This is a genomic window from Streptomyces sp. 2114.4 (assembly GCF_900187385.1).
In the GTDB taxonomy this organism is placed as follows: domain Bacteria; phylum Actinomycetota; class Actinomycetes; order Streptomycetales; family Streptomycetaceae; genus Streptomyces; species Streptomyces mooreae.
On record NZ_FYEY01000001.1, the window covers coordinates 6,404,592 to 6,418,167 of the forward strand.

Below are 13,576 nucleotides of genomic sequence, written 5' to 3' on the forward strand. Positions count from 1 at the left end.
CCTGGCGGCGGCGAGGGGAGGGCCGGTCCGCATGCTGCGCACCGCCCTCGCCGACGGACGGGTGCTGCTGGATGTGGGCACGGACCGTGGTGCCGCCGAACGGGTGCTCGCGGCACTGTCCGCGGGCGGCCCGCGGGCGGCCGCCTACGTCAGGATGCGCGTCGCTGATCGACGCGGATGTGGGGGCGGCGGCGCAGGGGAGGGGCCAGGAGCCGGACGGGCACGGGTCCGGGCCGGGTGACGCCGCAGCCCGCCGGGCCGGATGACCCCTCACCCCGCCGCCACCGCGCCCGCCCAGGCGCCGACGACCAGCAGGCAGGTGAACAGCTCGATCAGCACGCTCAGGCCGATGGCTCGCATGACCGTACGGGTCGAGGCCCAGGCGTCGCCATGGCTGCCGAGCCGGACCCGTTCCAGCAGGTAGAGGCCGCCGACGGCGCCCAGCGGGCCGCCGATGACCGGGATCACGAAGAACCCCACGATGCCGGCCACCCCGGCCAGGAACAGCGCCCGGTACGGCGCGCCCGCGGCCCGCAGGTTCCGGACCGGGAGCAGCCACTTCAGCGCCTGGTTGAGGAGCAGCACGGCGGTGGCGCCCATGAGCACCACCCAGGCGAGGGAGGACTTCTCGGACAGCGTCCACCACAGCACGCCCGCCCACACGATGAGCGGCCCGGGAATACCGGGAACCAGCACTCCGAGCAGCCCCAGCAGCATCACCAGCCCGACCGCGACCAGCTGCCACACACTCATGCGCCGGCCCCGTCTCGCCCGGCCGGCCCGCCTACGCCGGGCACGCTCCTTCGCCCGGCCCGCCGGCTGCTGCTCCTGGCCCGCCCGCTGCCCTCGCTCACGCGCCGGCCTCACTCCCGGCGGGCGCAGGACCCATGACGGCTCGTACGCTGCACACTCTCATGGGCCCAGCGTGCCGGACGCGACCCGGAAGCGCTTGCCGGCCGGCCGGACCGGGCGTGCCCGGCGGGTGCTCCGCCGTCAGCCCCGCCCCGTCCGCGTCACCCGGCAAACAGACAACGCCGGAGGGCGAACCGGCCGACACCCACGGCCACCCGGCCCGCCGGGCCTGAGCCCGCAGCCGCGACCCGCGTGGGCTGCCGCAGTCCGGTGGACGATCACCCGTAGGAGGCCGGCCGCCCGGTGGACGCTCTTTCGCGCCCTGTCTCGGCCGTGGCCGTCCGGGGACAATACGGCCCATGGATCAGCAGGGAGCCGCGCGGGGCCACGAGGACGACTGGTGGCGGCAGTTGTACGGCGACGGCGACGGCAGCGGTGGCGGCAGTGGTGGCGCGGGCGCGGACGAGGGTGCCTCGGGCCGCCGCACGGTGTGCGATGCCGGCCCGTCCGATGTGGGCCCGGCCACCACCACGGACACCCTCGATGACCGGGTCGCATCGGCGCTGCGGACACTCAGAGGGCCGAGGCGGGCCGGTCCGGCACCGCGGGTGCCCCCGGATCGCGGTACGGCCGACCCGCAACCGGGGGAACCGTCGGGCCGGCCCGCCCCCTCCCCGCCCGAGCCGTCGGCACCGATCCCGCTCCGGTCCACCGGGCCCGGGAAGCACGCGCCAGCCGCGGATCGCCCGGCCCCCGGCCTCCGGCTCGCCGATCGTCCGCCTGTCGACGGCCCGTCCACCGACGGCCCGTCCACCGACGGCCCCTCCACCGACGACTCGTCCACCGACGACTCATCCACCGACCGGCGAACCGCCCCACCGCCCCGCCCTCCCCAGGACACCCCACCGCCTGCCGCCGACCCGGTCGCCACCGCCGCCCCCACCGGTGACCGCCCGCCCTCCCCCGGGGCCGGCCCGGGCGAACTGCCCGCCGCCGACCCGGCCGCGCTCGACGACCTGGTGCCGGACACCACGCTGGACGGCGCCCGGTACGGCGCGCTGACCCTGCGCGCCGTCTCACAGCGTGGCGACGCCGCCCGCCGGCGCGGCGACATACGCCGTGATGCGCTGCTCACCGCCCGTTTCGGGGCCGGCCGGCACGCTCTGATCCTGGTCGCCGTCGCCACGGGCCGCCCGTCCGCCGAGGGCGCCCACCGCGCCGCCCGGGCCGCCTGCACCTGGATCGGCGGCGCGGTCGGCCGCAGTTACACCCGACTGGCGGAGGACATCCGGACGGACCGCCGCGGTGCCCTCAAATCCGGGCTGCAGCGGCTCACCGACCGCAGCTACGGCACACTGCGCGGCGGGGGCCCGGAGCGGCACCCGGCAGCGTTGCGCTGTCTGCTGCTGCCCGCCGATCCGGACTGCCGTACCCGAGTGTTCTTCGGTGTCGGCGCGGGCGGCCTCTTCCTGCTGCGCGACGGAGCCTGGCAGGACCTGGAGCCCGCCGGGGCGGCCCGCCTCTCCGGAGAGGCGGCGGGCACCGGCCGACTGCCCCGCCCCGCCCCGTCCCCGGCGCACGACCCGTACCCGGACAAAAGCCCGGCACGGCCCGAGCCGTTCCTCTTCCGGACTGCCTTCGCCCGTCCGGGGGACACCCTGCTGCTGTGCACCGCGGGTCTCGCCGAACCGCTGCGGGAGGAGCCCGCCTTCGCCGCCCGGCTGGCCGACCGATGGTCCGCCGACGGGCCACCGGGACTGGTGGACTTCCTCACCGCCGCGCAACTGCGGGCCGGGAACCACTCGCAGGACCGTACGGCCGTGGGGGTGTGGGAGTCGTAGCGCGGGCCACCCAGGGACCCCGACGCGGACCGGGCGGCGAGGCGCAGCGGAAGGCGGGCCGGAAAGGCGGACCGGGGAGGCACCCGCCGAAATCCACGGGGAGGCACAGCGGAGGCGCGCCGCGGCGCCCCATGGGTTCATGGGAGAGCAGCCCCCACCACGCCAGCGGGGGCAACGCCCACCGCCGAAGGAGCGAGCACGACATGGCGAAGCAAACCGTGGCCGAGCAGTTCGTGGACATCCTCGTGCGGGCCGGAGTGCAGCGGCTCTACGGTGTCGTCGGCGACAGCCTCAACCCGGTGGTGGACGCCATCCGGCGGAACTCCGCGATCGACTGGATCCAGGTCCGTCACGAAGAGGTCGCCGCCTTCGCCGCCGGGGCGGAAGCACAGCTCACCGGCTCCCTCGCGGCCTGCGCCGGCTCCTGCGGCCCAGGCAACCTGCACCTGATCAACGGTCTGTACGACGCCCACCGCTCCATGGCCCCGGTCCTCGCGCTGGCCTCCCACATCCCCTCCAGCGAGATCGGCACCAGCTTCTTCCAGGAGACCCACCCCGACCGGCTGTTCGCGGAGTGCAGCCACTACAGCGAACTGATCTCCAGCACCCGGCAGATGCCGCGGGTGCTGCAGACCGCCATCCAGCACGCCATCGGGCGGAGCGGGGTCGCGGTCGTCTCCCTCCCCGGCGATGTCGCCGCCGAGCAGGCCCCCGAGCGCACCATCGAACACGCCCTGGTCACCGCGCGCCCGTCCGTCCGCCCCGGCGACGCCGAGACCGACAAGCTGGCCCGGATGGTCAACGAGGCCGGCAAGGTCACGCTGTTCTGCGGCAGCGGTACGGCGGGAGCCCACGCCGAGGTCATGGAATTCGCCGAGCGGGTGAAGGCCCCGGTGGGCCACGCGCTGCGCGGTAAGGAATGGATTCAGTACGACAACCCCTTCGACGTCGGCATGAGCGGACTGCTCGGCTACGGCGCGGCCTACGAGGCCACCCATGAGTGCGACCTGCTGATCCTGCTCGGCACGGACTTCCCGTACGAGGCGTTCCTGCCCGACGACGTCACGATCGTGCAGGTCGATGTCCGCCCCGAACACCTGGGCCGCCGCTCCACACTCGACCTGGCCGTCTGGGGCGATGTGCGCGAGACACTGCGCGGTCTGATGCCCAAGGTGCGGCCGAAGACGGACCGCCGGTTCCTGGACCGGATGCTCAAGAAACACGCCGACGCGCTGGAGGGCGTGGTCAAGGCGTACACCCGCAAGGTCGAGAAACACCTGCCGATCCACCCCGAGTACGTCGCCTCGGTCCTGGACGAGGAGGCCGCGGCCGACGCGGTCTTCACGGTCGACACCGGCATGTGCAATGTCTGGGCGGCCCGCTACCTCACCCCCAACGGCCGCCGCCGGGTGATCGGTTCGTTCAGCCACGGCTCGATGGCCAATGCGCTGCCGCAGGCGATCGGCGCCCAGTTCCTCGACCGCGGGCGCCAGGTCGTCTCGATGTCGGGCGACGGCGGGTTCACCATGCTGATGGGCGACTTCCTCACCCTGGTCCAGTACGACCTGCCGGTGAAGGTGGTGCTCTTCAACAACTCCTCGCTGGGCATGGTGGAGCTGGAGATGCTGGTCTCCGGGCTGCCGTCGTACGGCACGGGTTACCGCAACCCGGACTTCGCGGCCCTCGCCCGCGCGGCCGGGGCCCACGGCATCCGGGTGGAGAAGCCCAAGCAGCTGCGCAGCGCACTGCGCGAGGCCTTCAAGCACAAGGGGCCGGCGCTGGTCGACATCGTCACCGACCCCAATGCTCTCTCCATCCCGCCGAAGATCAGCGCCGAGATGGTGTCCGGCTTCGCCCTGTCGGCCGGCAAGATGGTGCTGGACGGCGGCGTCGGCCGGATGCTGCAGATGGCCCGCTCCAACTTGCGGAACATTCCCAGGATTTAGGGGGTGTCTCCCCTGGTCCGGCGCAGGGGGCGCCTCACCTGCCCGCGAGCCAGAGCACCCCGGCGGTGAAGAAGGTGATCGCCGCGGCGGGTGCCGCGAAGCGGAGGCGCCGGATGCGGCCGACGCGGTGGAGTGCGAAGCCCAGGACGACCGCCGTGAGGAGAACGGCGGTCGTCCCGATCGTTCCTGGCAGGACGCCATGGCTGTACCCGAAGTTGTCGGCGTGCCGTATCCACGCCAATGACCAGGACAATTTCATTCCCCGCCCCCTGAATCCCTCACCCGAACGCACCGTTGACCGGTCGAGAATAGAGGAAACCCCGGCTGACCCGGGCGGGTGCCGCGGCCGGTTCAGGCCCCTGGCGGGTGCTGTGGCCTCAGCCGGAGCGTCAGGATCTGGAACGGACGCAGCTCCACCCTCACCTCCGAGGTCGGCCCTGCTTCCTCCTCGTGCAGCGGCCGCTCCAACAGGTCCGTGACGGTGACCCGCGCGACCGGGAAGCCGGGGGAGAGCGTGCCGACGGCGCGTCCGCCGTGCGACTCGTACAGCCGCACCACCACATCACCGCTGCGGTCCTCGGCGAGCTTGACCGACTCGACGGTGAGGGCCGGGCGGTCGACGCGGACCAGCGGGGGGACGGGCGGCGCGACGGCGGTCCGCAGTGGCAGATTGAGCGCCAGCCCCTCGGCGACCGCCTCACCGGTCCCGGCGCCGGGCAGCAGCGCGTAGGTGAAGCGGTGGGTGCCCTGGTCGGTCTCGGGGTCGGGGCTGTGCGGCGCGCGCAGCAGGGTGAGCCGGACGGTCGTGCCCAGGCCCTCCGGGTGCGGGGTGCGGGTGACGTCGTGGCCGTACGTCGAGTCATTGAGCAGCGCGATGCCGTAGCCCGGCTCGGCGACCCGCAGCCAGCGGTGCGCGCAGATCTCGAACCGGGCCGCATCCCAGCTGGTGTTGGTGTGGGTGGGGCGGTGTACGTGCCCGAACTGCACCTCGGAGGTGGACCGCTCGGCGTGCACATCCAGGGGGAAGGCGGCCTTGAGAACCTTCTCCGACTCGTGCCAGTCGATGTCGGTGCGGATGTCGAGGCGGCGTGAGCCCGCCCGCAGGGTCAGCTCCTGGACGATCCGGGACGCGCCGAACGCCCTGGTCACCCGCACCGTCGAGGACAGCGGCCCGGCCGCGGTCAGCTCGACCGACTCGGCGTCGGTCAGATCGGTGTGCCGGTTGCGGTAGTGCCGGTCGAGGTCCCAGGCGTCGTACTTGTTGGGGTGGTCGGGGTGCAGTTGCAGCAGATTGCCCCGGGCACCCGGCGCCAGCACCTCCCGCCCGGCGTGCAGATCGCGTACGGACGCCAGCAGGCCGTCGGCGTCGACGACCACCCGCAGCAGCCCGTTGGCGAGCGTGACGGTGCCGTCCGCGTCGTGGTCGGCCTGTACGGGCGCGGGCGGCGGAGTCGCGGAGTCCGGGCCGGCCGGGCGGACGGCCGCCGAGCCGAGCGCGGGGACATGCACCGCCACCTCGGTGGGCCCGCCCGCCCCCGGATCGCGCTCCGGCCCCGCCCCCGGCAGCGTGACGATCTCGTCCCGCTCGTAGGGCGAGGCATTGAACACCGTCGGCACCCCGGCCGCCCCGGGCGCCTCGGTCGCCCCGAGTGCCGCCAGCGCCGACTCGATGATCCCGGTGAGTTCGGCCGCGACCGCCGCATAGGTGTCACGCGCCTCGCGATGCACCCAGGCGATGGACGACCCCGGGAGGATGTCGTGGAACTGGTGCAGCAGCACGGTCTCCCAGAGGCGGTCGAGGGCGTCGTACGGGTAGGCGTAGCCACCGTCCTCCGCCCGCACGGCCGCCGTCGCGGCCCACAACTCCGCCTCGCGCAGCAGGTGTTCACTGCGCCGGTTGCCCTGTTTGGTCTTCGCCTGCGAGGTGTACGTACCGCGGTGGAACTGGAGGTACAGCTCGCCCGACCAGACCGGTGCCGCCGCTCCGTACTCCGCATGGGCGGACTCGAAGAACCGGGCCGGCGGCTCGATCCCGACGCGCGGGGAGCCCTCCAGGGAGCGCAGCCGGCGGGCCCGCTCCAGCATCTCGCGGGTCGGGCCGCCACCGCCGTCACCCCAGCCGAAGGGCACCAGGGAGCGGGTGGCGCGCCCCTTGTCCGCGAAGTTGCGTTCGGCATGGGCGAGTTCACCGGCGGCCAGCCGGGAGTTGTAGGTGTCCACCGGCGGGAAGTGGGTGAAGATCCGGGTGCCGTCGATGCCCTCCCACCAGAAGGTGTGGTGCGGCATCTTGTCGCTCTGGTTCCACGACAGCTTCTGGGTCAGGAACCACTTCGCCCCCGCCAGCCGCGCCAGCTGCGGGAATGCGGCGCTGTAGCCGAAGGAGTCGGGCAGCCAGACCTCCTCGGTCTCGACCCCCAGCTCCTCCAGGAAGAAGCGCTTCCCGTGCACCAACTGCCGGGCCAGCGCCTCACCGCCGGGCATATTGGCGTCGGACTCCACCCACATCGAGCCGACCGGAGCCCAGTTCCCCTTCCGTACGGCCTCCTTGATGCGCTCCCAGATGTGCGGCTGGTGCTCCTTGACCCAGGCGTACTGCTGCGCCTGGGAGCAGGCGAACACCAGCTCCGGGTACTCCCCGGCCAGCTGGGTGACGTTGGCGAAGGTGCGGGACGCCTTGCGGACGGTCTCGCGCAGCGGCCACAGCCAGGCGGAGTCGATATGCGCATGTCCGGCGGCCGAGACGCGATGGGCGCTCGCGGCGGCCGGCCGGCCGAGGACGTCCGCCAGCGCGGCCCGTCCCGCCCCCGCGGTGCCGCCGACATCGTGCAGATCGAGTGCGTCCAGCATGTCCTCCAGCGCCCGCAGGATCTCGTGCCGGCGCGAACCGTCGGCGGGCAGCTCGTGCATCAGCTCCGCCAGCACCTCGATGTCCAGGACCAGCTGCCAGACGGTCTCGTCGAGCACCGCGAGATCCGCCGAGGCGAAGCGGTACAGCGGACAGCCGGGCGCGGTGCGTACATCGCCGAGGTCGGTGGGGCAAAAATCCCGCAGCACCGCCGGATTCGCGGCGGCCTCCAGCAGCAGCCGCACCTGCTCACCGCCGCTGACCGGCGCGCCGACGGGGACATGCCGGTTGCGCGGATGGATGCCTTTGACGGGTACACCCTCGGCGTCGTAGACCAGCCCCTCCGCCTGGAACCCGGGCCCGTCACCGCTGAAGCCGGGGTCGATAACGGCCTCCACGCGTCGTCCCGCCCACTCCCCGGGCACCTCACCCGTCAGCCGGAACCAGCTCGTGGACCACGGCGGCCCCCAGGCCTCGCCAACCGCGAAGGGCTCGTACGGGGCGTGCAGCGCGTCGCCCACCGGCACGGTTCCCCGCGCGCTCGCCTCCTCTCCCGGGCCGTCGACGACGCTGCGCGGCACATGCCAGACGTCGAGCCGCAGCGGTACTCGCGCCGCGTACTGCGCGGGCCGGATGAACTGCCCCAGCGCCCTCTCCAGACGCCCCTCCACCAGCAGTCGGTCGTCGTGCACAGCGGCTCCTCACGGTCGTACTCCCCGACGCCGCCGGGGCGCGGGCGGGGGCCGGCGGGGCTCCGGCGGTTGCCGTTGCCGGTGCCGGGGGAGTGTTCCGGTCGTCCGGGTCCCTGCCGCGGGTTCCACGGCAGGCTCGGGTCAGGCATACCCACTGGGCGCCGCTCGGCCCACCCGGCGCGCGGGGGCGTGCTCCCGGCGCCCCGGCGGGTGGAAGCATGGCGGCAGATCCGATGGGCATGCTGACCGTGAGGCTGTTCGAGGCAGAGCGCCGATGTTCGTTGGGGGCGGGGGAGAAGATGCGTCAGCCTGTGCGACGCGAAGAGCGGGACAGACAGCAGGAATCGGCTGAGGGGAGCCGGAAGGGGCGAATCGCCGCACGAGCGCCGGGTGTACTGGAGCGGAAGGTGCGGCATGCGGATCTGAAAGCGGTCGGCGAGGTGCGGCGGGAGCTGCGTCAACTGCTCAGCCGCTGGTCGGCGCCGGGGGACGGCGAGCTCACGGAGGTCGCGACCCTGCTCACCAGCGAGCTGGTCACCAACGCCCTGGTGCATGCGGAGGGCGGCGCCGTCGTCACGGCCGAGGTCGGCGACCGGCTGCGGGTGGAGGTGCGGGACTTTGTTCCCGGCCGTCCCGAGCCGCGCACCCCGACCACCGACGGCACCTCCGGCAGGGGCCTGATGCTGGTGCGCTCCTTAGCCGACGCCTGGGGCATACGCACCGAAAGCCTCGGCAAGAGCGTGTGGTTCGAGCTGGGCGGCGGACCGGCCTGACCCATGGGCGGGAGTGCCGGCCCGCACGGTCCGCCACCGGTCAGCCGAATTGCCGCTCGATCTCGGCCAGTTTCTCCTCCAGGGAGTCCAGACGGGGAATGGTCTGGGTGTCGTCCTCGGCGGTGAGATCCACGGTCCGCCGGGGCCCGTCCGAGGCCGCGGCTCCCTCGGCCTCAGCGCCGGACACGGCCTTGAGGGCCGGACGGGCGCGCACCGGAAGCTCCCCGGTGACCGGCGGCTCCGCGTCGCCGGTTATAGCGGGTTCCGGCCCGGCCACCTCCGCGGAGCCCGTCGCCGCCTGCGCCACCGGCAGCTGCCGCCCGCCACCACGGCCCCAGCTGCGGTGCTGCCGGTTGATGGCCTTGATGCGTGCCCGGTCGAGCTTGCCCTGTTCGCGCCTGCGCAGACGGTGCTGCTCCTTCTCGCGCCGGTCCTCGCGGACCTCCTCGACCGCCTCGTCCAGCGTCCGTACGCCCTCCAGCAGCATCAGCGACCAGGCCCCGAAGGTCTCACGGGGAGCACGCAGCCAGCGGACGATCCGGATCTGCGGCAGCGGACGGGGCACCAGACCCTGCTCGCGCAGCGCCGCCCGGCGGGTCTGCTTGAGCGCCCGGTCGAAGAGGACCGCCGCCGACAGCGACATCCCGGCGAAGAACTGCGGGGCACCCGCGTGGTCCAGACCGCGCGGCGCATGCACCCAGTTGAACCACGCCGCCGCGCCCGCGAACGTCCACACCAGCATCCGCGAACCGAGCGCCGCATCACCGTGGCTGGCCTCCCGCACGGCGAGCACGGAACAGAACATCGCCGCGCCGTCGAGCCCGAACGGCACCAGGTACTCCCAGCCCCCGGAGAGGTTGAGGTTCTGCACACCGAAGCCGACCAAACCGTGGAAGGACAGTGCGGCGGCGACCGCCGCACAACAGAACAGCAGCAGATACGAGGCCGAGGCGAAGACCGTCTCCTTGCGGCGCCGGCGCTCCTCGCTCCGCTCCCAGGAGTCCTCACCGGCGGACCGTGAAGCCGCCCGCCTGCCCCGCACCACCAGCGCCGCGGCCACCGGCACCCCGACGAGCAGCAAGACTCCGGGAACCAGCCAATCCAGCGGTATGTCCGTCATTCTCATTCTGGGATCCCTTTGGCTCGAATACGCGATTTCCGCGACATCCTGGCGGACGCCGTCGCCGTAACCGAGGCATTCGGAATAAGACAACGCCAAGAGGTGCAACGAAGCCATCTTGCGTCGAACTGGCTTTCACTGATTAGCAGTTGAGTTCGAGTGTGATCGCCTCTGGTGTGCGGCGCGGGGGATCGGGCGGCGAGGGGCCGCCTCGGCCACTCCCTCGTAGCCCCGCCGAGGCCGTCAACCGGCCCGATGAAGGTGACGAATCGCCCTTCCGTGCCGCACCCGTCCGCTGACATCGCCGTCAACCACTGCCGTCAAGAGCCCCAGAAGCCCCGCCGGATTCAAGCATTCCCGGCGGGGCCCCTGGTTCGGTCAAACTGACAACTCCTGCTGCGCCTCGGAATGCGAATTGGCCGGGGCAAGCTCGGACATCTTCCTGAAGAAGGTCATTCCAGCCGCTTTGACGGCTTCCAGAAGATCCGCCGACGAATCATTTGCCCTCTTGACTTCTTCGCCGATCTTGGCGGTCACCAAGACCCGAGATCTGGTGGCCTGAAAAAAGAGCTTGACCGGCTGATCTGGGAAATGCGTCTCCGTGTAACCCGACGACTGCACTTTCGTCGCCATCTCGTCGACTTGCTGATCCGGTGAAGTGCGCAGATGTCCGTGGTGGTGCGGGGTTGTTGCCGTCAGCTACTGCCGTCAGGCGGTCCAGCCCAGGTACGGCTTCTCGCGGTGTTCCAGGAAGTGCTGGAGCCTGAGCCGTTGAGTGTGATGCATCGGCAACTGCTGGATCTCTTCCGGCGGCACGAACCCGAGCTCGGTGGACTCGTCGGAGATCTCCAGCTGACCGCCGGTGATGCGGGCGGTGAAGCAGACGTTGAACTGGCGGCGGACCTCGCCGTCGGTATAGGCCATGATGTGTTTCGGGTCGGTGTAGGTGCCGACCAGGCCGGTGATCTCGACGTCGAGGCCGGTCTCTTCCTTGACCTCTCGGACGGCGGTGCCGGGCAGGGAGTCGGTGAGGTCCATGCCGCCGCCGCGGGCTTGGACGTTGTCGCTGTCGGCTTCCCCGATCGCGATGCGGACGGTGCAGCCTTCGGCGGCGCGTTCGGTGAGGAGTTCGTTCAGCCGGGGGTACGCCTCGTGGAGGAAGACGGCCGCGTACACGAGGATGTCGATCTCCACCTCGGCGATGCACCCGTCCAACTGCCCGAGCCTGTCGCCCAGCCGGCCCGCGTCGTCGCGGCGAACCGCAAGGGCCACGCGACCATCGGCGCCCTGGCCCCCTCACCATGGCTGTTCCCCGGCGGCCAGCCCGGACGCCCGATCAGCACCACACAACTGACTCATCGCCTGAACCAGCTCGGGATCCGTCCCAACCAAGCTCGCAGCACCGCGCTCTTCCAACTCGCCACCGAGATACCCGCCGCGATCCTCGCCCGCACTTTGGGCATCCACACCGACGTCGCCGTCGCCTGGCAACGACTCTCCGCCGGCGACTGGACCAACTACGCCAACGAAGTCAGCCGCCGCACCGCAACGGAGAAGCCATGAAGCTGCCCGTCGTAGTACACCGGGCCCGCTTGGGAGCCGATGAGTTCAGAGTCATCCGGCCTGCCCAGCCGTTGACCCGTGCCGTTCTCATCGACCACGACCGGCACCTGGACGCCTACCTCGACCAAGACGCCGCCCGAAGCATCGCCGGACTGTGGATGCTCGCAGCACGCTCGCCACGCTCGCTGATCCACCTGCCCATGCGAGCCAACCACCCGCCGGCCCGGGAGGTGCCGGACGACGTCGGCGTCCAGCTCGACCTCGTGCTCCTGCACCATTCGCTGCAGTTCGCCCCCTCACACTGGAAGCAGGTGCGAGGCCGCCTCGGCCCCGGCCGTCCCCAGACCGTGAGCTTGCCCGAAGCAGAACATGACGATGTTGCGGTGACCGACTACGCGGCACGTCACTACCGGGAGAACCGCGACCTTTTTCACCAGCACCTTCATGCCGAGACACTGTTCATGACCGGCAGCACGAAGGTGTTCCGAGAGACCGCGCGGCACTTCCTCGATGTCGCCCGCAAGGGACCGGGCTACACCCCGGTCCACCCCAGCTACCCGCACTTCTGCACAGAGCTGCACTCGAACGACGGCATCCTCGGCGACGCCCGCGAGATCCACATCGAGTACTGCGACCAGTGGAACTCATGAGCTCCAGCCACTGCGAACGGCCCGGTGGCGGCGATCAGCGAGGCAGGCATTCAGACAGTTCCCATACCCGACGTCACCATTACACGTCCGACTCCGCCTCCAGCGAGACGCCATCAACACCCTCAGCAACGCCCTTGACAGCCCTGCCCACGACAAGTCGACCCGAGACGACGGCGACGACCCGCCGCTGTGCGGAGCCCAAACGGCAATGTTGCCGGCCCCTGGCCGGCGACCAGGCGCTTCCGCAGCCGGGCAGGGAGGTTCTGGCCGCAAGCGGCCGTCGCCTGCCCGCAGGCCGAGCACACGGACTCCACGTCCCACCCCAACGAGCCCACGATCAAGCCGTGGACGCCACAGCTCTCCGGCCATGCCCCACGTCGGTGGGGGGCACGCCGGCCCTTTTGTCCAGCTCATGCCCGGGGCGGATCACCCCACGTGCGCGGAGTCACTCGCCGTCAGCGGGCGGGAAGATCGAGGTTGTTTGTTGCATTCTATTGCGAACTTCTGACTCCACAATCTCAGAGCGCCTCATCTCGTTAAGGATTTCACGGACGAAGCCGGGGTCGAAATTCTCGCTATGGGTCATCTCGATCGCCCATAGCGCGGCAAGTCGCATCCAATAGGGTCGACCGGAATTCCATGCTGATTCGACCGTCAACTCCATTAATTTCTCAGGAGTTGATACGCCGCCCTTCCCGAGAGTGTCCCATTCCTGGGAAAGCTCATCAAGACACTTCGAGAAGTGCCGCTCCAGGAGCGGCCACAGGGGAACGAACCTGGAATCTTCCAGAGTTGCCCGTCCCTCCAGTTCAACGCCTACCCCGATCCTGCCATCAGGCATGATTCCGATCCATGCTTCATCGCCGCGATAGACCACAGGGAGCCATTCGCCCATTTCATCCCCCAGGTTCTGTAATCATGGTCATGGTCACCGTCATATTTTTTCACGGCTGAGGCCTCTGTGCGGAACTTCCCGGCGCTGGTGCCTGCTTCGGCCCAGCAGGCGACGGTGAGTACGGTGTCGACCCCGCGCTCTTCCAGCGCGGCAGGGCGGGCTCAGTGACCTGTGAACGGGCCAGTCCAGGACGGCTGTGACGCCGTGATCGCCAATCTCCGTCCCCTCAAGACTGATGCTGACGTTTGCTGACCATCGTGGGGGAGAGAGGTTCCTGACCTGCGGTGTTGCGTCAACACTCCGGTATATCCGTCACCCTCATTCTGGGAGCCCTTTGGCTCGAATACGCAATTTCCGCGACATCTTGGCGGAAACCACAGCCACAACCGAGCCATTCGG

General features: G+C 70.9%; 13 protein-coding genes. 6 read left to right on the plus strand and 7 right to left on the minus strand.

Features of this window, described 5'->3' with window-relative positions:
- Nucleotides 1-31 precede the first annotated feature (31 nt).
- Nucleotides 32-241 carry a hypothetical protein gene (locus CFW40_RS36755; RefSeq protein ID WP_093642863.1) on the plus strand — a complete coding sequence of 70 codons (210 nt, stop codon included), beginning with the start codon at nt 32-34 and terminating at the stop codon, nt 239-241.
- Nucleotides 242-270: 29 nt separating this feature from the next.
- Here CFW40_RS36755 and CFW40_RS28170 read toward each other — a convergent pair whose 3' ends face one another.
- Nucleotides 271-753 (minus strand): DUF456 domain-containing protein, encoded by a 483-nt coding sequence (locus CFW40_RS28170; protein ID WP_088800644.1) that lies wholly within the window; start codon nt 751-753, stop codon nt 271-273.
- A gap of 458 nt (nt 754-1,211) precedes the next feature.
- Here CFW40_RS28170 and CFW40_RS28175 point away from each other — a divergent pair, with 458 nt between their 5' ends.
- Both CFW40_RS28175 and CFW40_RS28180 read left to right on the plus strand, forming a co-directional pair.
- Nucleotides 1,212-2,693, plus strand: a complete 1,482-nt coding sequence (locus CFW40_RS28175) for a protein phosphatase 2C domain-containing protein (protein WP_088800645.1) — start codon at nt 1,212-1,214, stop codon at nt 2,691-2,693.
- Between the two features lie 203 nt (nt 2,694-2,896).
- Nucleotides 2,897-4,639, plus strand: a complete 1,743-nt coding sequence (locus tag CFW40_RS28180; protein WP_088800646.1) for a pyruvate dehydrogenase — start codon at nt 2,897-2,899, stop codon at nt 4,637-4,639.
- A 34-nt stretch (nt 4,640-4,673) separates the two neighbouring features.
- Here CFW40_RS28180 and CFW40_RS28185 read toward each other — a convergent pair whose 3' ends face one another.
- Together CFW40_RS28185 and CFW40_RS28190 are read right to left on the minus strand one after the other, a co-directional pair.
- Nucleotides 4,674-4,892 (minus strand): hypothetical protein, encoded by a 219-nt coding sequence (locus CFW40_RS28185; protein ID WP_143034534.1) that lies wholly within the window; start codon nt 4,890-4,892, stop codon nt 4,674-4,676.
- 98 nt (nt 4,893-4,990) lie between these two features.
- A complete protein-coding gene (locus CFW40_RS28190; RefSeq protein ID WP_088800648.1) occupies nt 4,991-8,176 on the minus strand; it encodes a glycoside hydrolase family 38 C-terminal domain-containing protein in 3,186 nt (1,061 codons plus the stop codon).
- A gap of 407 nt (nt 8,177-8,583) precedes the next feature.
- Here CFW40_RS28190 and CFW40_RS28195 point away from each other — a divergent pair, with 407 nt between their 5' ends.
- Complete coding sequence (locus CFW40_RS28195) at nt 8,584-8,949, plus strand: ATP-binding protein (protein ID WP_371127068.1); 366 nt, start codon at nt 8,584-8,586, stop codon at nt 8,947-8,949.
- A gap of 40 nt (nt 8,950-8,989) precedes the next feature.
- Here CFW40_RS28195 and CFW40_RS28200 read toward each other — a convergent pair whose 3' ends face one another.
- From CFW40_RS28200 to CFW40_RS28210, 3 genes are all read right to left on the minus strand, one after another.
- Nucleotides 8,990-10,075, minus strand: a complete 1,086-nt coding sequence (locus CFW40_RS28200; RefSeq protein WP_088800649.1) for a DUF2637 domain-containing protein — start codon at nt 10,073-10,075, stop codon at nt 8,990-8,992.
- Nucleotides 10,076-10,447: 372 nt separating this feature from the next.
- On the minus strand, nt 10,448-10,702 hold the full coding sequence (locus CFW40_RS28205) for a hypothetical protein (protein ID WP_088800650.1): 255 nt from the start codon (nt 10,700-10,702) through the stop codon (nt 10,448-10,450).
- Between the two features lie 75 nt (nt 10,703-10,777).
- On the minus strand, nt 10,778-11,263 hold the full coding sequence (locus CFW40_RS28210) for an NUDIX hydrolase (protein ID WP_256331251.1): 486 nt from the start codon (nt 11,261-11,263) through the stop codon (nt 10,778-10,780).
- On the opposite strand from CFW40_RS28210, the gene CFW40_RS28215 reads away from it, so the two are divergent.
- Together CFW40_RS28215 and CFW40_RS28220 are read left to right on the plus strand one after the other, a co-directional pair.
- On the plus strand, nt 11,222-11,632 hold the full coding sequence (locus CFW40_RS28215) for a hypothetical protein (RefSeq protein WP_256331250.1): 411 nt from the start codon (nt 11,222-11,224) through the stop codon (nt 11,630-11,632). The two genes, CFW40_RS28210 and CFW40_RS28215, sit on opposite strands and share 42 nt — an antisense overlap.
- Nucleotides 11,629-12,282 (plus strand): hypothetical protein, encoded by a 654-nt coding sequence (locus tag CFW40_RS28220; RefSeq protein WP_088800651.1) that lies wholly within the window; start codon nt 11,629-11,631, stop codon nt 12,280-12,282. The genes CFW40_RS28215 and CFW40_RS28220 overlap by 4 nt, the downstream gene beginning before the upstream one ends.
- 445 nt (nt 12,283-12,727) lie before the next feature.
- Here CFW40_RS28220 and CFW40_RS36760 read toward each other — a convergent pair whose 3' ends face one another.
- Nucleotides 12,728-13,177 (minus strand): hypothetical protein, encoded by a 450-nt coding sequence (locus tag CFW40_RS36760; protein ID WP_143034533.1) that lies wholly within the window; start codon nt 13,175-13,177, stop codon nt 12,728-12,730.
- Between the last annotated feature and the right edge of the window lie 399 nt (nt 13,178-13,576).

What these genes read in the sequence shown, in the direction of transcription:
- CFW40_RS28200 (WP_088800649.1), bottom strand. Translation starts at nt 10,075, where the DNA reads ATGAGAATGACGGACATACCGCTGGATTGGCTGGTTCCCGGAGTCTTG.
- CFW40_RS28220 (WP_088800651.1), top strand. Translation starts at nt 11,629, where the DNA reads ATGAAGCTGCCCGTCGTAGTACACCGGGCCCGCTTGGGAGCCGATGAG.
- CFW40_RS36755 (WP_093642863.1), top strand. Translation starts at nt 32, where the DNA reads ATGCTGCGCACCGCCCTCGCCGACGGACGGGTGCTGCTGGATGTGGGC.
- CFW40_RS28180 (WP_088800646.1), top strand. Translation starts at nt 2,897, where the DNA reads ATGGCGAAGCAAACCGTGGCCGAGCAGTTCGTGGACATCCTCGTGCGG.
- CFW40_RS28205 (WP_088800650.1), bottom strand. Translation starts at nt 10,702, where the DNA reads ATGGCGACGAAAGTGCAGTCGTCGGGTTACACGGAGACGCATTTCCCA.
- CFW40_RS28170 (WP_088800644.1), bottom strand. Translation starts at nt 753, where the DNA reads ATGAGTGTGTGGCAGCTGGTCGCGGTCGGGCTGGTGATGCTGCTGGGG.
- CFW40_RS28175 (WP_088800645.1), top strand. Translation starts at nt 1,212, where the DNA reads ATGGATCAGCAGGGAGCCGCGCGGGGCCACGAGGACGACTGGTGGCGG.
- CFW40_RS36760 (WP_143034533.1), bottom strand. Translation starts at nt 13,177, where the DNA reads ATGGGCGAATGGCTCCCTGTGGTCTATCGCGGCGATGAAGCATGGATC.